This is a genomic window from Tenacibaculum sp. L6 (assembly GCF_028823685.1).
GTDB lineage: Bacteria > Bacteroidota > Bacteroidia > Flavobacteriales > Flavobacteriaceae > Polaribacter.
In genome coordinates, this window is record NZ_JAPEHZ010000040.1 from 1 (window position 1) to 19,618 (window position 19,618).

The 19,618-nt window shown below is 32.0% G+C and carries 17 protein-coding genes and 1 pseudogene; 9 read left to right on the plus strand and 9 right to left on the minus strand.

All coding sequences use genetic code 11. The annotated features are described in order from the left end of the window. Positions 1-110: 110 nt before the first annotated feature. From OU788_RS08520 to OU788_RS08530, 3 genes are read right to left on the minus strand one after another with little or no spacing between them, the layout of a single operon-like run. Entirely contained in the window at positions 111-668 is a 558-nt protein-coding gene (locus tag OU788_RS08520; protein ID WP_274634781.1) for an RsmD family RNA methyltransferase, read from the minus strand. Beyond that, positions 668-1,498: a DUF3822 family protein gene (locus OU788_RS08525; RefSeq protein ID WP_274634782.1), complete on the minus strand. Its 831-nt coding sequence runs from the start codon at positions 1,496-1,498 to the stop codon at positions 668-670. Before OU788_RS08525 ends, OU788_RS08520 begins: the two co-directional genes overlap by 1 nt. Further along, the gene (locus tag OU788_RS08530; protein WP_274634783.1) at positions 1,473-2,207 is read right to left on the minus strand and encodes a hypothetical protein; all 735 of its coding nucleotides are present in this window, start codon (positions 2,205-2,207) and stop codon (positions 1,473-1,475) included. Before OU788_RS08530 ends, OU788_RS08525 begins: the two co-directional genes overlap by 26 nt. Positions 2,208-2,310: 103 nt before the next feature. On the opposite strand from OU788_RS08530, the gene OU788_RS08535 reads away from it, so the two are divergent. From OU788_RS08535 to OU788_RS08545, 3 genes are all read left to right on the plus strand, one after another. Next, positions 2,311-3,738 carry an ATP-dependent DNA helicase gene (locus OU788_RS08535; RefSeq protein WP_274634784.1) on the plus strand — a complete coding sequence of 476 codons (1,428 nt, stop codon included), beginning with the start codon at positions 2,311-2,313 and terminating at the stop codon, positions 3,736-3,738. Positions 3,739-3,839: 101 nt separating this feature from the next. Next, entirely contained in the window at positions 3,840-6,344 is a 2,505-nt protein-coding gene (locus tag OU788_RS08540; protein WP_274634785.1) for a PIG-L family deacetylase, read from the plus strand. Next, positions 6,334-7,005 (plus strand): DUF6624 domain-containing protein, encoded by a 672-nt coding sequence (locus OU788_RS08545; protein ID WP_274634786.1) that lies wholly within the window; start codon positions 6,334-6,336, stop codon positions 7,003-7,005. The genes OU788_RS08540 and OU788_RS08545 overlap by 11 nt, the downstream gene beginning before the upstream one ends. A gap of 303 nt (positions 7,006-7,308) precedes the next feature. Here the strand turns inward: OU788_RS08545 and OU788_RS08550 are convergent, their stop codons facing one another. From OU788_RS08550 to OU788_RS08565, 4 genes and pseudogenes are all read right to left on the minus strand, one after another. Next, the gene (locus tag OU788_RS08550) at positions 7,309-7,851 is read right to left on the minus strand and encodes an NUDIX hydrolase (protein WP_274634787.1); all 543 of its coding nucleotides are present in this window, start codon (positions 7,849-7,851) and stop codon (positions 7,309-7,311) included. A gap of 57 nt (positions 7,852-7,908) precedes the next feature. Continuing rightward, a complete protein-coding gene (locus OU788_RS08555) occupies positions 7,909-8,997 on the minus strand; it encodes a M42 family metallopeptidase (protein ID WP_274634788.1) in 1,089 nt (362 codons plus the stop codon). Between the two features lie 31 nt (positions 8,998-9,028). Then, positions 9,029-9,833, minus strand: a pseudogene (locus OU788_RS08560) (lysophospholipid acyltransferase family protein). Positions 9,834-9,891: 58 nt separating this feature from the next. Then, positions 9,892-10,518 carry an NUDIX hydrolase gene (locus OU788_RS08565; RefSeq protein ID WP_274634789.1) on the minus strand — a complete coding sequence of 209 codons (627 nt, stop codon included), beginning with the start codon at positions 10,516-10,518 and terminating at the stop codon, positions 9,892-9,894. A gap of 101 nt (positions 10,519-10,619) precedes the next feature. Here OU788_RS08565 and OU788_RS08570 point away from each other — a divergent pair, with 101 nt between their 5' ends. The 4 genes from OU788_RS08570 (at position 10,620) to OU788_RS08585 (ending at position 15,216) form a co-directional block, all read left to right on the plus strand. Then, entirely contained in the window at positions 10,620-10,913 is a 294-nt protein-coding gene (locus tag OU788_RS08570) for a hypothetical protein (RefSeq protein WP_274634790.1), read from the plus strand. 144 nt (positions 10,914-11,057) lie between these two features. After that, positions 11,058-13,484, plus strand: coding sequence for a phenylalanine--tRNA ligase subunit beta (gene pheT, locus OU788_RS08575; RefSeq protein ID WP_274634791.1), 2,427 nt, complete (start codon positions 11,058-11,060; stop codon positions 13,482-13,484). Positions 13,485-13,548: 64 nt separating this feature from the next. Continuing rightward, a complete protein-coding gene (locus OU788_RS08580; RefSeq protein ID WP_274634792.1) occupies positions 13,549-14,598 on the plus strand; it encodes a quinone-dependent dihydroorotate dehydrogenase in 1,050 nt (349 codons plus the stop codon). 3 nt (positions 14,599-14,601) lie between these two features. Beyond that, positions 14,602-15,216 carry a LysE family translocator gene (locus OU788_RS08585; RefSeq protein WP_274634793.1) on the plus strand — a complete coding sequence of 205 codons (615 nt, stop codon included), beginning with the start codon at positions 14,602-14,604 and terminating at the stop codon, positions 15,214-15,216. Between the two features lie 28 nt (positions 15,217-15,244). Here OU788_RS08585 and OU788_RS08590 read toward each other — a convergent pair whose 3' ends face one another. Beyond that, complete coding sequence (locus tag OU788_RS08590) at positions 15,245-15,931, minus strand: tetratricopeptide repeat protein (protein ID WP_274634794.1); 687 nt, start codon at positions 15,929-15,931, stop codon at positions 15,245-15,247. Between the two features lie 228 nt (positions 15,932-16,159). On the opposite strand from OU788_RS08590, the gene lon reads away from it, so the two are divergent. Next, positions 16,160-18,616, plus strand: a complete 2,457-nt coding sequence (gene lon / locus OU788_RS08595) for an endopeptidase La (RefSeq protein WP_274634795.1) — start codon at positions 16,160-16,162, stop codon at positions 18,614-18,616. A 141-nt stretch (positions 18,617-18,757) separates the two neighbouring features. Then, positions 18,758-19,192, plus strand: coding sequence for a hypothetical protein (locus OU788_RS08600; RefSeq protein WP_274634796.1), 435 nt, complete (start codon positions 18,758-18,760; stop codon positions 19,190-19,192). Positions 19,193-19,246: 54 nt separating this feature from the next. Here the strand turns inward: OU788_RS08600 and OU788_RS08605 are convergent. Further along, on the minus strand, positions 19,247-19,618 hold a 372-nt coding region (locus OU788_RS08605), incomplete at its 5' end, for an integrase core domain-containing protein (RefSeq protein ID WP_274634797.1).

A 19,618-nucleotide genomic window follows, 5' to 3' on the forward strand; every position in this document is an offset into this window, starting at 1 on the left:
CATTGCTTTTCATAAAATAAGTCTAAATTGTGTAAACTTATTTCAGGACGAGACATACAATAACAAAAAAGGGAACCAATTTGGTTCCCTTTTTATTTATTAAACAGCTTTTATTCTTCTTCGTCATCGCTAATAGCTTCAAAAAAACTAAACACATTACCACCATAACGTTTATCATAACTATGATTTGGATGCTTGGTTAAATCTGTATGTTTTGAATGTTCAATAATTAAAACACCATCTTCATTTAACAAATCACGTTCAAAAATTATATCCGCTATTTTTAAGAATTGCGCTTCTTCAAAATCGTACGGTGGATCCGCAAAAATAACATCCGTTTTTAGAGGAGTTTTCTCTAAAAACTTATATACATCACTTTTATAGCTGGTAATGTCCATATCTAATTCCTTTGAAGTTTGATTGATGAACTTGATACACGCAAAATGAGCATCAACAGCATAAATAGTTTCTGTACCTCTAGAGGCAAATTCGTAGCTAATATTTCCTGTTCCTGCGAATAAATCTAACACCGAAATATTATCAAAATAATACAAATTATTTAAGATGTTAAATAACGACTCTTTAGCCATATCGGTCGTAGGTCGTACAGGTAAGTTTTTAGGAGCAGAAATTCTTTTACTCTTATATTTTCCAGAAATAATTCGCATTAGGCAATAAGTATAAAATTTGAATGGTTCGAAAAATCATCGCTATCAGCAAAGAAATTATCAACAGGATTCATAAAATGAATATTTCGAACGTAAGTATAGGTTATGGTGTATAGTTCTGATTCTTTTTCAATGTCACCAATAAAAGTTAATTGAAAATTATTTGGATCCATTTGTAATTGTTCTGCAGAAAAAAGGATATAGTAAATAAAATCTTCTTTGGTACTGTATGAAAAGGAGTTGTAAAATATAAGTTTTCCTTCTTTACAAACTACAATATCTATATCATTAGGAGAAACATGTACAAAAAATTGTTGATCAGAGTTTTCTTGAGAATAGGAGAGTAGTTTGTCTATTAACACGGTTGAATGGTGTTTGTATTCAAACTCTCCAAAGTTTTGAAACAGGTAATTATTGATGTTTACATAAGGTATATAAACTGTGTTAGCAGCTATAATATCATGTAAATCGTAAGTAATAAAATCTGTTTTTAAGGTTTTTACGGTGTATTTTAAATACGGAGCTAAATTGTTTCGGTCGAAAAGTTTATTAGGAACTAAAGTAGCTAGGTTGTTTTGATGTATGGCAAAAACAGAAGAGAAATCTTGTTGTAGATCTTTATCGGTATTAAAGATACGTATAATTTCTTCCAACAATAACTCAGGAGAAGTTATTGAAGCAGCAAAAGTATACTTGGTAAAAAGTAATGGAGCTTTGTTCTTTGAGTTAGAGATACAAAAAGAAAATCCATCCAAACTAAATTGGATGGATAGATCTTTATATTGCGCTATAGCGCTTGTTTTTTTAGTCTTTTTTTGCAACTGCTTCACCTTTATCATAAAAAGGAGGCCAATTACCACCAGTAGTTACTTCACTTAAAGAACCTACAGAAACAAACTCACCTTTAATTTGATCAGATTCAATTGCTTCTAATTCAGCTTTAATTAACGAAGGATTCATTCCTTTTAAAATAGGCTTCTTTGAAACTTTAGCTTCAAATACAGGAACTTCTAAACCTGCTACTTTTTCAACTCTACCAGTAGCTAATTCAAATTGTTCTGTAGTACCAGGTACTTCAAACATTTTAGCATATTCCGTTCCTTCAAAATATTTTAAAACAGGCTCGTATCCAATAGTATCAACTTGCTTTTTAGAAACTTTAATTATAATTCCTCCACCTCTGTCTTCTTCTACTTCAATGTTTTTAGTTTCTGTTAAAGCTAACTGTCCATTTTGAATAAAATTAAGTAAAGAATCTTTACTGTTAGTATATGTTCCGTAAACCTCTTTATATTTTACTTCGGCATCACGAATTAGTTTTAAATTCTTAATAACTTTAGCGTAACGTACTTTTTTGTCTTTGTTAAAGTTAATAGGCTCCATAATTCCACCGTAAATTTTATATACTAAAAAGACAGATGCACCTATAAGAAATATTGAAACTAACCATCTCATTTTTAGAGGTACAAATTTAACTACAAGTACAGCTAAAAGAAAAGCAACCACAACAGCCACCAAAATCATTAATAATAAACTCATTTTTTTAATTTTTAATATATGATATTCGCAAATCTACAATTTTTTTTCAATGATGAAAATAATTATTTTGTAAATACATTTATCTTTGAACATTATTTAAAATATGATACAAACCGCCCCAAAATTCTACAAAGAGATACTTCAAAAATTTCCTTATGCCCCTACACAAAAACAAGGTGAATTACTAGATGTTTTAACGCATTTTATTTTTTCAGATGATAATCGTGCTTTGTTTTTATTAAAAGGATATGCAGGAACGGGAAAAACTACCATTATAAGTACAGTTGTTCATAATTTATGGAAGATTGGTCAGAAGGCAGTTTTATTAGCTCCAACAGGTCGTGCAGCTAAAGTGATTTCAGGGTACTCGAATAGACAAGCATTTACCATTCATAAAAAGATATACTTTCCTAAAAAGCAAAGTAGTGGCGGAGTAAGTTTTGTTATGCAGCCCAATAAACATACTGATACGCTTTTTATTGTTGATGAAGCTTCGATGATTTCAGATGAAAAACAGAGTGCTAAATTGTTTGAAAATGGCTCGTTGTTAGACGATTTAATCTCTTATGTGTACTCAGGAAAAAATTGTAAAATTATTTTTATAGGTGATACAGCGCAGTTGCCACCTGTAAAATTAACAATGAGTCCAGCATTAGAAGCCGATAAGCTTTCGTTTGAATTCAATAAAGAAGTTACCGAAATAGAGCTAGATGAAGTGGTACGTCAAGAGGAAGGCTCAGGGATTTTAGCCAACGCAACCGATTTACGCTTATTAATTCAGAACGATTCCACACATTTTCAGTTTGATGTAAACTATCCAGATATCATTCGCTTAGAAGATGGGTATGATATCCAAGATGCGATTACTTCTGCTTATGACGGAGATATAGGAGTAGAAGATACAGCTATAATTGTACGTTCGAACAAACGAGCGAATCAATACAACCAACAGATACGAACGAAAATTCGCGGACAAGAAAACGAAATTTCTACAGGTGATTATGTAATGGTTGTAAAAAACAATTACTATTGGTTGAAAGATTCTTCATCTGCAGGGTTTATTGCCAACGGAGATATTTGTGAGGTAATGCGTATCAATGAAATTAAAGATTTATACGGATTTAAGTTTGCTGAAGTTGAAGTTCGCATGATTGATTATCCTGATATGAAACCTTTTGAAACAGTATTGTTATTGGACACGCTTACTAGTGAGAGTCCGTCATTAACGTATGAAGAATCGAATCGCTTATACGAAGCCGTAAAAGAAGATTTTGCTCAAGAAAAATCGAAGTACAAGCAATTTATGGGAGTGAAAAAGAATAAGTACTTCAACGCACTTCAAGTGAAGTTTTCTTACGCTATGACATGCCATAAATCACAAGGTGGTCAATGGAAAACTGTTTTTATAGAACAACCTTATTTACCTGATGGTGCTTCAGTAGAATACTTACGTTGGCTATATACAGCAGTTACGCGTGCTCAAGAAAAATTGTATTTGATAGGGTTTAAAGATGAATATTTTTTAGACTAAACTTATAAATATCGATTTTAATAAAAACGTTAGCATTTTGTTAATGTAATTCGTTTTTTCGTTAAAAAAGTTACATTTGTGTAGTATTCAAACTATTAAAAATGCACAAAAAAGTACTTTTAGTCCTATCATTTTTATTGATTTCACTAACAATAAATGCACAAAAACCACAAAAGTTAACTTCTAATCAGATTTATGAAAAAATACAAAAACTAAACTTTTTAGGTTCGGCTTTGTATATAGCAGCACATCCTGATGATGAAAATACCCGATTAATTTCTTACTTATCTAACCATGAAAATGCAAGAACAGCGTATTTATCATTAACTCGTGGTGATGGAGGTCAAAATTTGATTGGTCCTGAAATGCGTGAATTATTAGGAGTTATCCGTACTCAAGAACTCTTAGCAGCAAGAGCAGTAGATGGTGGAGAACAACGTTTTTCAAGAGCAAATGATTTTGGGTATTCAAAGCATCCTGATGAAACCTTAGAAATTTGGAATAAAGATAAAGTGTTAGCTGATGTAGTTTGGGCAATCCGTACGTTTAAACCAGATGTAATTATCAATCGTTTTAATCACAGAACACCAGGTTCTACGCATGGGCACCATACATCTTCAGCAATGTTAAGTGTTGAAGCATTTGATTTGGCAGCTGATAAAACAAAATATCCAGAACAGCTACAATCTACGAGCACATGGCAACCTAATAGGTTGTTTTTTAACACTTCGTGGTGGTTTTATGGAAGTGAAGAAGCCTTTGCGAAAGCTGATAAAAGCAACATGTTAAGTTTTGATATAGGAGCTTATTATCCTTTGAAAGGGTTGTCAAATAACGAGGTAGCAGCCATTGCAAGTAGCCAACATTTATGTCAGGGTTTTGGTAGGTTGACTACTAGGGGAAGTCAAACCGAATATGTTGAGTTTTTAAAAGGAGATTTTCCGAAGGATAAAAAAGATATTTTTTCAGGAATTAATACAACTTGGAACCGTATAGAAGGAGGTGGTGAAATTGGAGATGTTTTATATAAAATTGAAGATGATTTCGATTTTGTAAATCCGTCAAAACACTTACCAGAGTTGTTGCAAGCCTACAAAATGGCTCGACAATTAAAAGATGCACATTGGAGAAACATTAAAACCAAAGAGTTAAATGAAATTATCAAGGCTTGTGCAGGTTTGTATTTAGAAGCATCGGCTGTAAGTTCTAATGCAACTCCAAGCAGCACGATTGATGTAGATTTTGAAGTACTAAACAGAAGTGCTATTTCTATGGAGTTATCGTCAATAACCATCCTTCCTGAAGGAATAAACATCAAAAAAGAACTGGATTTAGCTCCTAATAGCAAACAAAATTTTAAAAATAAAATCAATATTGGAAAAGATGTTTCTTACTCTTCACCATATTGGTTAAATACTCCTTGGGATTTAGGAATGTATAAGGTAAATGACCAAAAATTGATTGGAAATCCAGAATCTCCAAGACCTATTCAAATTCAATACAATATTATTATTGAAAATCAACCAGTTGCTTTTACCATTCCGGTAGTGCATAGATATGCTAAAAGTGATGTTGGAGAAATCTATGAGCCTTTTGAGGTATTGCCGAAAGTAACTACAAAATTAAACGATAAAGTATTGATTTTTTCTACTTCGGAAGCTCAAAAGATATCTGTTGAAGTAAGAGCAGGAGATGCAAATATTAATGGAAAAGTAAGTTTACAAGCTCCAAAAGGATGGAAAGTATCTCCAACAGCAATAGATTTTTCAATTGCCCAAAAAGGAGATGTTCAATTTGTAGAATTTATGGTAACTCCAACTCAAAATGAGTCAGAAGGAGCATTAAAAGTTATTGCTACGGCTGATGGCAAAACTTATGATAAAGAGTTAATAGAAATCAATTATAACCATATTCCAAAACAATCGGTATTGTTACCATCACAAGCGAAAGTAGTTCGTTTGAATATTGAAAAAAACGGAAAACGAATAGGCTATATTCAAGGTTCGGGAGATGCTATTCCTGAAAGTTTACAACAAATTGGTTATGAGGTAACAGAATTGAATGTAAATGAAATCAACGGAAATTTAGATCAGTTTGATGCTGTAGTTGTAGGTATTCGAGCTTATAATACCAATGAAGAATTACAGTTTAAGCAGAAATATTTGTTAGAGTATGTGAAAAATGGTGGAAATTTAATTGTGCAATACAACACGAATAGAGGAGTAGATGTACAAGCGCCGTATGAATTACAATTGTCACGTGATAGAGTAACAGATGAACATTCTAAAGTAACCTTGTTAGCTAAAGAACACTCGATTTTAAATTATCCGAATAAAATTACTGAAGCTGATTTTAACGGATGGGTACAAGAACGCGGATTGTATTTTCCGAATAAATGGAGTAAAGAATACACTCCAATAGTATCAATGCATGATAAAGGAGAAACAACTAAAAAAGGAAGTTTGTTAGTAGCTAAATACGGTAAAGGAAACTACATCTATACAGGATTAAGTTTTTTTAGAGAACTCCCAGCAGGAGTTTCTGGAGCTTATAAATTATTTGCTAATTTGTTATCGGTAAAAGAAAATAGGGCTGATGAAAATTAAAATTTTTATAGCTTTAATGTTAGTATTATTGGTTAATTGTAAAACCAAAAAAGAAAACTCTGTTAAAAAAGGATACAATCAAGAATTGGTTAATGAACTTGCTAGCATGGTAGAAATAGACCAAGTTGCTGCAGGTGTTCCCTCAGGAAAATATAAAGAATTAACCGAAGAAGAATGGCAATCATTTAAAGACAGTGTTTTTGCTGTAACCCATAAGAAAGCTAGAGAAATTTTTAACAAACATGGTTTTGTTGGTTTTGACCTTGCAGGAAAAGAAGGTTCTAGAGATTTTTGGCTTATTGTGCAGCATTTAGATTTTAAACCTGAATTTCAAGAAGCGGTTTTAAAGAAGATGAAAACCGAGGTAGAGAATCAGAATGCTAATTCTGAAAACTATGCCTATTTGCTAGATAGGGTGCAACTAAACACAGGTAAAAAGCAAGTTTATGGAACTCAAGTGACGTATAACTGGAAAGTTTGTCAAGCATATCCAAAACCTTTGATAGATAGTATAAACGTAAACAAGCGTAGAAAGGAAATAGGTATGGAACCTTTGGAAGTTTATTTGAATGAAATGTCAAAAATGCATTTTGAAATAAATAAAGAAGTCTTTTCAAAAGTTAATATAACTGAACCTAAATTATATAAGGTAAAAGACTAACTCACCCCTGCTAGCGCGAGCATCTTGCTCGTGACGGTATGATAAGTAAAGGCATGTGAAAAAAAGCAAGTAAAAAAGAAGATATGTTAACAGATAATAATTTAAACTATAAAGTTGTAAGTAGGACAAGCGTGACGGTTGCGCCAGCTGCTGGACAAGTCACGATTCCGTCCAAATGACGAAACAACCTACTTCTTAACGCAGATTTATCCTCTGTTGATAACATAGTTTGATAGTTTTCATTCTAAAGATAACTATTTGATTTTTAAAATGGAAACTAAATTATTGAAGCCGAAATATAATCTAGCTTATGACAGTTACAATTTGTTTGTGCACAAAAGAATAGTAATCTTGATATTGTGGAAGTAAAAAATTTTCGTAGTCTTTAGTATGCAGAATGGTTTCTAAATCGAATAATTTTAATTCAGCAACCTCTTCTTCTTGAAGCGTTAACTCCTCAATAGGAATTGTTAATTCTGAAATAAATACATGGTGGAATTCATTATCAATAATTCCGTTTAGGTGATTTACCATGTGCTTGCGAGTGCCTATTTTGTGCAAGTTTTCAGGAAGTATGTCAAAACCAATTTCCTCTTTTACTTCTCTAAGAGCAGCAATATTTATATCTTCACCTGCAGCGATATGTCCTGCTACAGAAATGTCCCATAAACCAGGAAATACTTTTTTAGTTAAAGCTCTTTTTTGAAGTAAGATTTGCTTGTTTGAGGTATATAACCAAACATGAATAGTAGGGTGGAAGTAACCGTGTTCATGAGCCTCAGATTTTAAACAGGTTTTACCTGTGTAGTTTCCGTTTTCATCAACAATATCTATTAATTCATCCATAAGGGTTTGGTAAAAAAAACGTCATTACAGGTAAGTAATGACGTTTAATTATTTTTATTATTTAAAGTAAGAGAAGTCTTCTCCGTATTCAATTTTTAATAAACTTTCGTAAATCATTTTAATTACGTTTTCAACATCTTCGCGATGCACCATTTCAACCGTAGTGTGCATATAACGTAAAGGTAATGAGATTAAAGCAGAGGCAACTCCACCGTTGCTATAAGCAAAAGCATCAGTATCTGTACCAGTTGCTCTTGATAACGCTGAACGTTGGAAAGGAATTTTGTTTGCTTCAGCAGCTTCAATAATTAAATCACGTAGTTTTTGTTGAACCGCAGGAGCATAGGCAACTACAGGTCCTTTTCCTAACTCTAAATGACCTTCTTTTTTCTTATCGATCATCGGAGTCGTGGTATCGTGAGTAACGTCAGTAACAATAGCCACATTAGGTTTAATGGTTTGTGTAATCATTTCCGCTCCGCGTAAACCAATTTCTTCTTGAACAGAGTTAGTAATGTATAAACCGAAAGGTAATTTTTTCTTGTTTTCGTGTAACAAACGAGCAACTTCAGCAATCATAAATCCTCCCATACGGTTGTCTAAAGCACGACAAACGAACTTATCTCCGTTTAAAATATGAAATTCATCAGGATAGGTAATTACACAACCCACATGTACTCCTAACTTTTCAACCTCTTCTTTGGTTGCACAACCACAATCGATAAAGATGTTTTCAGGTTTTGGAGCTTCTTCAGAAGCTTTATTACGTGTATGAATTGCTGGCCAACCAAAAACTCCTTTTACAATTCCGTTTTTAGTATGAATGTTTACTACTTTACTTGGTGCGATTTGATGGTCACTTCCTCCGTTACGAATTACGTAGATTAATCCGTTGTCAGAAATGTAATTTACATACCAAGAAATTTCATCAGCATGTCCTTCAATAACTACTTTATATTTAGCATCAGGATTAATAACACCAACGGCACTTCCATACGTATCAGTGATAAACTCATCAACATATGGTTTTAGGTAGTCCATCCATATTTTTTGACCTTCCCACTCATATCCAGTAGGAGCCGCATTGTTTAAATATTTCTCTAAAAAGTCTATCGACTTTTTGTTTAAAATTGATTTTTTAGCCATAATTTATATGATTAAAAGTTTTATATCTGAATTAACTCCAAAACTTTCGTTTTTCGTTTAATTCTTCTTGTTCTTTAATTTGTTCAGGTGTTAATACCTTTAAAAATGATGGATGTTGCTCAATAGCATATTCAATTTTTTCAACTATATCAGCTACTGGCTCATTTTCATAATCAATTTCTAAAGGCTCTTTTATAACCATTGATTGTAGTACGTTACGTTTTTTAATTAAAAGTCCTTTTTTATCAAAAGAACGTCTAAATCCGTCAATAACAATAGGAACTACAATAGGTTGGTAAGTTTTAATGATGTGAGCTGTACCACGACGAATAGGTTTAAAAGGGGTAGTAGTACCTTGTGGAAAGGTAATTACCCAACCATCATCTAAGGCTTTACCGATGTTAGAAATGTCAGACATTTTTACTTGTCTATTAACGTCTTTACCAGCACTTCTCCAAGTTCTTTCAACTGAAATAGAACCCACGTAGGCAAATATTTTAGGAAGTAAACCTGCACGCATTGTTTCACCAGCCGCAATATAGTACATGTTTAATTTAGGTTTCCATAAATAACCTATATTTCTAATATTATCATCACGTCCTTTTAAAGCAGCGTTGAAAACATGAAACATAGCAGCAACATCAGCAAAGTAGGTTTGATGATTAGAAATAAAAAGTACTTTTTGATCTGGAAGGCTTCTTAGAACATCCATACCTTCTATTTGTAAGTCGTTAAATTTACGATAACGACCGTGGGAAATTAATCCTAAAGTTTGAATTAAAAATGCGTTTAATGAATAATATATGTCCGAAAGGGTTCCTTTTAAATAAAGGCATTGTTATTGGTTTTTTAGTAGTCGAATAAGCTAAATTACAAAAGAATTATATAATAGCCTTATTTTAATAAATCTTTAATTTCTGACAATATCATTGCTGTTGCTCCCCAAACAATGTAATCGTTTAATTTAAAGCATGGTACTTCAATATTTTTCATGTAAGAGGTCTCCATTTCAACAAATGTTAAATTTTCATCGTCTAATAAATCACTAACCAAAACTTCAATTATTTCAGCTACTTCTTCATTAGGAATAAAAAGAGGTGTTTTTTTAGAAGTTCCAATAAATGGGGCTACTAAAAAATTACTAGGAGGAATATAAGCATCTGATGTTTGCCTGATAATTTGTATAGCCTCAAAAGGTACGCCAACTTCTTCGAAAGTTTCACGCAGTGCAGTAGTTTTTAAATTATCATCACCCATGTCAAATTTACCTCCAGGAAAACTAATTTGAGCAGAGTGCGCGCCATTATAACTAGCTCTTTCGGTTAATAAAAAACGTGTTTGATTATTGCTATCAGGATAAAACAAAGCCAATACAGCTGCTTTTTTCGGGTTTTTGCTAAGTATTAACTCTTCTGAATAGCGCATTCTAAGTTTAGGAGCCAGTTTAAATTGCGAGGTTAAACCGCCTAATTGCTTTTGTTGTAATTTTTCTATTTGATTGATGAAATCAGAAAAAATCATTTGTTTTTTAGTATTTTAGAACAAACTTATCAATTTACAAGACAAAAATAAGATGTTTTGGCTTGAATTTTGATTTGTAGTGTTGAATTAATTTTAGATAAATGAATAAAGAAAAAAAATACCAAAAACTAGCATTGAGTTTGTTGTTTGACGCAATAGGATATGTGTCGTATTTAATTCCTGGAGTGGGTGAATTGTCCGACATTGTTTGGGCACCAGCATCAGCCTACTTAATGACAAAAATGTATAAAGGAAACAAAGGTAAAATAGCAGGGGCAATAACATTTATTGAAGAAGCTATGCCAGGGTTAGATGTAGTACCAACCTTTACCTTAATGTGGTTGTTTACCTATGTGTTTTCATCCAAAGAATCAAAAAAGACAATAGAAGTTTAAATCTGACTATAAATAGAATCAAGGAAACCGCCTTTTTGTGTTACCAAAAGATTAACAATCAGTATCGTAGCAGCTATCAGAAACAAGGTGTTATTTTTTTCCTTTATTTTACGTAAATTTGCACGCTAAATTTAGAAATTGATTATGAAGATATCATACAATTGGTTAAAACAATTTTTACAAACTGACTGGGAAGCTGAAAAAACAGGCGAATTACTAACTGATTTAGGTCTTGAAGTTGAAGGTATAGAGAAGGTTGAAAGTATAAAAGGAAGCTTACAAGGCGTAGTTGTTGGCGAAGTAAAAACCTGTATAAAACACCCTAATGCAGATAAACTAAAAGTTACTACGGTAGATTTAGGAAACGGTAGTCCTGTACAAATTGTTTGTGGAGCACCGAATGTAGATGCAGGTCAAAAAGTACCTGTAGCAACTGTAGGTACGATGTTGTATGATGAAAAAGGCGAAGGCTTTAAGATTAAGAAAGGAAAAATTAGAGGAGAAGAAAGTCACGGAATGATTTGTGCCGAAGATGAATTAGGTCTTGGAAAAAGTCATGACGGAATTATGATATTAGACGAAAGTTTAGCTCCTGGTACGCCATGTTCTGATGTGTTTAATATTGAAACAGATTATGTTTTTGAAATTGGATTAACACCTAACCGTTCTGATGCAATGAGTCATTATGGAGTTGCACGTGATTTACGAGCAGGATTAATTCAACAAGGAACAAACATAGAATTAATATCTCCTTCTGTTTCTGATTTTCATGTTGATGAGCGTACGTTAAAGATTGATATTGAAGTAGAAGATAAAGAGTTGGTGCCACGTTATTGTGGAATTACAATTACCGATGTTGAAGTAAAAGAATCTCCAGAGTGGATTCAAAATCGATTAAAAGCAATAGGTTTAGCTCCTAAAAACAACATTGTAGACATTACGAACTATGTGTTACATGAACTAGGACAACCATTACATGCTTTTGATGCTTCTAAAATTAGAGGAGGAAAAGTAGTAGTAAAAACCTTAGAAGAAGGAACAAAGTTTACTACCTTAGATGATGTAGAAAGAGAATTATCTTCTGAAGATATAATGATTTGTGATGCTGATAGTAAACCATTATGTATCGGTGGTGTTTTCGGAGGAGCAAATTCAGGTGTTACTGAAAGTACCCATACTATTTTCTTAGAAAGTGCCTATTTCAACCCTGTGTCTGTTCGTAAAACGGCAAAACGTCACGGATTAAATACAGATACTTCTTTCCGTTTCGAAAGAGGAATCGATATTAACACAACAAAATATGCTTTAAAGCGTGCTGCTTTATTAATTGAAGAGTATGCTGGTGGAAAAATGTCATCAGATATTTTAGACTTTTATCCAGTAAAGGTTGAAGATTTTGAAGTGTTCTTATCATTTGAAAATGCTTATAAATTAATTGGTCAAGAAATACCTAAAGAAACTATTAAAAAGATTTTAGCTTCTTTAGATATTAAAATCAATAGTGTTACAGAAGCAGGATTAGGATTGGTAGTACCATCATACAGAACCGATGTACAACGTGAGGCAGATATTATTGAAGAAATTTTACGTGTTTATGGATATAACAATGTAGAGTTTTCTCACAAATTAAATACTTCTATTTCTTTTGATAGTGACATCAATGTAAAAGTAGAAAACATTGTGGCTGACCAACTATCATCACTAGGATTCAATGAAACTATGGCAAATTCGTTAACCAAGGCGGATTACCTAGAGTTATCTGAGAATTTGAATCCAGAGCACAGTGTAGAGATGTTAAATCCGTTAAGTAACGACTTAAAGGTAATGCGTCAGTCATTATTATTTAGTGGATTAGAGTCTGTTGCTTACAACATCAATAGAAAACAAAATTCGTTAAAGTTTTATGAGTTTGGTAAAACCTATCATAAGTACGAAAGCGGATATCAAGAAGATAAACACTTAACCTTATTTGTAACAGGAAACAGAACACAAGATAGCTGGAAAGTAGCTTCGCAAGCGTCAGATTTCTTTTATCTAAAGGGAATCGTAACAGCTTTGTTAAGTCGTTTAGGAATAGATAACTTAAAAACAACACCAATAAAGTCAGATGTGTTTTCTGAAGGAATTACCTTAAGTTTAGGAAAAATGAAGTTGGTAGAGTTAGGAGTTGTAAAAAGAGCAATTTTAAAAGAATTTTCTATCAAACAAGAAGTATTATTTGCTGATTTTAACTGGCAAACTATTTTAGGGTTAGTAGGAAACAAGAAAATTAAAGTAGCAGATTTACCTAAATTCCCAGCGGTAAAACGTGATTTAGCATTGTTGTTAGACAATAAAGTAGAGTTTAAAGAAATTTACAACTTGGCATTTCAATCAGAAAGAAAATTGTTGAAAGAAGTAGATTTGTTTGATGTATACGAAGGAGATAAATTACCAGAAGGTAAAAAATCGTATGCAGTAAGTTTTGTATTGCAAGATGAAAACAAAACCCTAGAAGACAAACAAATAGATAAAATAATGCAGAAACTACAGCAAACATTCGAAAAGAATTTAGACGCTGTATTACGATAATTCAGAAGCTCCTTTATTGGAGCTTTTTTTATATTTAATAAACGAAAGATTATAATTAAAATCGATGTACAAATTACTTATTCGCCCAATATTCTTCCTTTTTGATCCAGAAAAGATTCACCATTTTACTTTTTCGCTAGTTAAATTTTTATCGAAAATACCTGGGGTTTCAGCTATTTTTAGAGGAATGTATCAAGTAAATGATAAAAAGCTAGAACGTAACTTGTTCGGGTTAACTTTTAAAAATCCAGTAGGATTAGCAGCAGGATTTGATAAAAATGCAGTTTTGTATAATGAATTGGCAGATTTTGGTTTTGGTTTTGTAGAAATTGGTACAGTTACACCTAAAGGTCAAGTAGGTAATCCTAAAAAACGTTTATTCCGTTTAAAAGAGGATAAAGGAATCATTAACCGAATGGGATTCAATAACGAAGGATTAGAAGCAGCGATTGAACAATTAAAAAAGAATAAAGGAAAAATCATCATAGGAGGAAACATTGGAAAAAACACCAATACAGCTCCTGAAAATTATACTGAAGACTATGTAACTTGTTTTAAAGGATTACATCCGTATGTAGATTATTTTGTACTGAATGTAAGTTGTCCAAATGTATCGAGTCATGCAAAATTGGAAGATGCTGATTATTTAAAGGAATTGATAACTGAGGTACAAAAAATAGATAAAGAATTAGCGGTTGCTGAGCGTAGTCGAAGCAAACCAATCTTATTAAAAATAGCTCCAGACTTGAACAACCAACAATTAGATGAAATTATTGAGTTGGTTGCTGAAACTAAAATTGATGGAGTTATAGCATCGAATACTTCAGTAAATAGAGAAGGTTTAAAGGCTTCTAAAGAACGTTTACAAGAAATAGGGAATGGTGGAGTAAGCGGACAACCAGTTAAAGATAGAAGTACAAGAGTAATTAAGTACTTAACGGATAATTCTAATAAAGCATTTCCTATTATTGGAGTCGGAGGTATTCATTCTGAAAAAGATGCTTTAGAAAAGCTAAAAGCAGGAGCAGACTTAGTACAGATTTATACAGGCTTTATTTATGAAGGACCAAGCTTGGTAAAAAGAATCAATAAGGCTATTTTAGCTGAAAGTTAATTCATGCTAGAAACTCTCATTTCTTTTGTATTTGCTACAGCCACTTTAGCTATTTCACCAGGACCTGACAATATTTTTGTATTAACCCAAAGCATTGTCAATGGTAAAAAATACGGGTTAGCTACAGTTGTAGGTTTAATGACTGGATGTATTATTCATACAACTTTGGTGGCTTTTGGAGTATCTGAAATCATCAAACAGAATCCGAGTTTATTTTTTATCATCAAGTTATTTGGAGCAGGATACTTGCTGTATTTAGCATATCAAGTGTATAAAAGTGATGCTAAAATTGCATTTTCTACAGAGAATGTTCAGAAAAAATCAACATTACAATTATTCAAAACAGGTTTTTGGATGAATGTATTAAACCCTAAAGTTACGATTTTCTTTTTGGCTTTTTTTCCACAGTTTTTGTTTTCTGACAGCTTGTCAAACGTACTTCAGTTTTATGTGTTAGGAGGTTTATTTATATTAACCTCGTTTTTAATATTTTCTTCCATTGCTATTTTAGCAGGAAAAATTTCTGATTACATTAAACAGCACAATAAAGTAGGAGTATACCTAAAATGGGTACAAATAGTGGTTTTTGTAGGGATTGCTTTGTTGATTTTACTTTAAGAGTTTACAACCAATTCTATCTTAGTGCTTATTCCTCTTTTTTAGAAGTCAGTTTTTCTAAAGCGCGTTTTGAACTTCTATTTTCAGGGTTAATAGCTAACGCTTTTTTATAGTACTCAATAGCATTTGCAGTATCTTTCATTTTAGTATAAGCATCACCAGTACTGTCGTATGTATTTGAACTATTAGGGTATAATTCAATATTAATTTTAAATACATTAATAGCAGCTTCATATTCATTATTTCTGAGATACTGATAACCTAATCTGTTTAAGTTTCGCTCTCTAATAACAGGGGTTAAGCTATCCTTTTCTTTAATAGCTTTGTAACCTTCTAAAGCAGCTTTAAAATTACCTTCAGCTAAATATTCGCTAGGTGTTTTTTCTCCTTTTTTTAATTTTTTAAAAACATATTTTTTTCCTTCATGTTCTCTCTTTTCGGCTAATTCTATTTTGTTTTCAGCAGTATTAAAAATTAGTTTTTCGTTTAATTCTCTAACGTAAAAAGAAGTATCGTCAACTTTTAATGGTTCTAAACCTTGGTTACGCCATTTTAAGCGTAATTTTTTATCCTCATCAAAAGTAACTTCAATAATTTCATCAGCATTAAAATAATAACGTCCAGAAGCTTTTTCTATGAACTCAGAAGAATTTGTTTTAGAAGTACAGCTAATAATTAAAAGTAATAGGGAAAGGAACAAAAGTTTAGTTCTCATTTTTTGATTAGTTTTTGTTGATAAGATACCTATATGACGACTAACATCAAAAATAGTTACAAATTAAATTAAACATGATTTTTAATGGCATAAGAATTGACTTATAGTTAATACGATAAACAATTAGTTGGTTTTATCTTTTTGTTTATCAGTTATTTATGATTTTAAAAAAGTGGTGTTTCTTTTAAGAAATATTTAAAAGTGCCACTATGACAGAATATATAAGATATGAGTAAATCAAAAATATTACATTTAGACAATTTGTCGCTTCAAGATGTTTTTAATGAAGATTCAGAATTAATCCCTTTATTAACTCCAGAGGACGAAGAATTAATAAATCAAGAAAGTATTCCTGAAGAATTACCTATTCTTCCTTTACGAAATACTGTGTTGTTTCCTGGTGTGGTAATTCCTATTACAGCAGGTAGAGATAAGTCTATTCAACTTATTAAAGATGCCAACAAAGGTGATAAGGTTGTAGGAGTAGTAGCACAAAAAGATAGCGAAGTTGAAGATCCAGGAATAGATGATATTTATCAAACAGGTGTCGTAGCACAAATTTTACGTGTACTAAAAATGCCTGATGGTAATACAACAGTTATCATTCAAGGTAAAAAGCGTTTTGAAATTGAGGAAGTTATTCAAGAAGAGCCTTATTTAAAAGCAAAGGTAAAAGAAGCAGTAGATGAGCGTGAAATTGACGATCAAAAAGAATTTGATGCAATTATCGATTCTATTAAGGATTTAGCTTTAGAGGTTATTAAAGAAAATCCGATGTTGCCATCTGAAGCTTCATTCGCAATTAAAAATATTCAATCAAGTTCATTTTTGGTGAATTTTATTTCATCAAATATGGAGTTAAGCGTATCGCAAAAGCAAGTATTATTAGAAAAGGATAACTTGAAAGAGCGTGCGTTATTAACTTTAAAGAACTTAGATAAAGAGCTTCAAAAGTTACAGTTGCGTAACGATATTCAATCGAAAACACGTTCTGATTTAGATAAACAACAGCGTGAGTATTATTTACATCAGCAATTGAAAACGATTCAAGATGAGCTAGGAGGTGTTTCTCACGAGCAAGAGCTTGATGAAATGCGTTTAAAAGCGAAGTCGAAAAAATGGAGTAAAGAAGTTGCTGAAACTTTTGAAAAAGAGTTAAGTCGTTTAAAACGCATGAACCCTCAAATGGCTGAATTTGGCATTCAACGTAATTATTTAGAGTTGATGTTAGAGTTACCTTGGAATGAATTTTCTAAGGATAAGTTTGATTTAAAAAGAGCTCAAAAAATATTAGATAGAGATCATTTTGGCTTAGAAGAGGTAAAAGAACGTATCATTGAGCATTTAGCAGTTTTAAAGCTACGTGGAGATATGAAATCTCCTATTATTTGTTTATACGGGCCTCCGGGAGTTGGTAAAACATCGTTAGGTAAATCGGTAGCAGAGGCTTTAGGACGTAAGTATGTTCGTATGTCGTTAGGAGGTTTACGTGACGAAGCTGAGATTCGTGGTCACCGTAAAACGTATATTGGAGCGATGCCAGGGCGTTTAATTCAGAATATCAAAAAGGCAGAAACTTCCAATCCAGTTTTTGTGTTAGATGAGATTGATAAATTAGGACAAAGTCATCAAGGAGACCCTTCTTCAGCAATGTTAGAAGTATTAGATCCTGAACAAAATACACATTTTTACGATAATTATTTAGAAGTAGGGTATGACCTTTCTAAGGTATTGTTTATAGCTACAGCGAATAATATCAATCAAATTCCATGGGCATTACGAGATCGTATGGAAATTATCAATGTAACAGGATATACGATTGAAGAAAAAGTTGAAATAGCCAAGAAATACTTATTTCCGAAACAATTAACAGAACATGGATTATCAAAAGAACATTTGATAGTTGGTAAAAAACAGATAGAAAAAATTGTTGAAGGATATACTCGTGAATCTGGAGTTCGTGGTTTAGAAAAGCAAGTAGCAAAAGTGGTTCGTTTTGTAGCAAAATCAATAGCTATGGAAGATGAATATAACGTTACGCTTACCAATGAGGATATTGAAGCTATTCTAGGGCCAGCTCGTTTAGAACGTGATAAATATGAAAATAATGATGTAGCTGGTGTAGTTACAGGTTTAGCATGGACAAGTGTTGGAGGAGATATTTTATTTATAGAATCGATTATCTCTAAAGGAAAAGGAAACCTTTCTATTACAGGTAACCTAGGTACGGTAATGAAGGAATCTTCTACCATTGCAATGAAGTATATTAAGTCGAATGCTGAAGAATTTGGAATTAATCCTGAAGTATTAGATAAATATGATGTACATATCCACGTACCAGAAGGAGCTACACCAAAAGACGGACCAAGTGCTGGTATAACGATGTTAACGTCGTTAGTATCGGTATTTACACAGCGAAAGGTTAAAAATAAATTAGCAATGACTGGTGAAATTACATTGAGAGGAAAAGTATTACCAGTAGGAGGAATTAAAGAAAAAATATTAGCTGCAAAGCGCGCTAATATTAAAGAAATAATTCTTTGTGCCGATAATAAAAGAGATATTGATGAAATTAAGGAAAGTTACTTAAAAGGGTTAACCTTCCATTACGTAACAGACATGAGTGAGGTAATTGATATTGCACTTACCAAGCAAAAAGTTAAGAATGCTAAGAAATTAGTATAGTAAAAAGCTCCTTTTAAAAGGAGCTTTTTTTATTGAAGAAATAATTCTAACAGATAAAATACTTTTTAGTTGTATAAGGCGTTGTTGTTTTAGTTATATTTAGAAAATTAAAAATAAAATCAAACTTTAAACCCTTAAACTATGAAGAAATTTCTTTTGGCAACGGCACTTTTGTTTTCGATTGCATCGTATTCTCAAATTGAATTTATAGAAACTACTAAAACAGAAATAGTAGGAAAAGTAGAATACGTTTATTTAGAAAAAGTAGGAGATGAAGCTTACAACTTCTATTACAAAAACATCAACGATCCAATTCATGAATATGTACATTTCTCGTTTAAAAATTTAGATAATGATGCGCAAAAGTTACATCAGATAATAATGAAAGGTTTTGATGAAAAACCAAGAGATCCGTACAAAATTAAAGCAAACGGAGATGTTATTTGGTTAAAGTACACTAAAGAAGATGGAATTGTATTGTTACAAATTCAGCAATATGTAAGCAGAGATCCAGATGTGATGACGGTTTCTAAATTACTTACATACGATGAAGTAAATAGATTGTTTAGCTTTTAAGAGAACAAATATGAGTCGTCCTAAAATAGGTTGACAGTTTTTATAAAATATTAATTAAACCTTTGAAGCTAGCTTCAAAGGTTTTTTGTTGTGTATAAAGTTAGGTGTTTTCATATTCAAACTCAAGTGTGGTCTTAGATTATTATAAATATTTATTGATTGTTTAATGAGTTTTTCTAATTCCTTACCTGTATTACATTTATAAATTAAAAATTCATGTTTCAAAATTCCATTAATTCTTTCTGCTAGAGCATTTTGATAACAGTCATATCCATCGGTCATTGATGATTTTATTCCTTTTTCGGCTAACTTGTTTTGATATATTGCAGAACAATATTGTAATCCTCTATCAGAATGATGAATCATTGAACCAGATGTAACTCTATTTTTAATTGCCATAGTTAAGGCTTTAACTACATTTTCTGC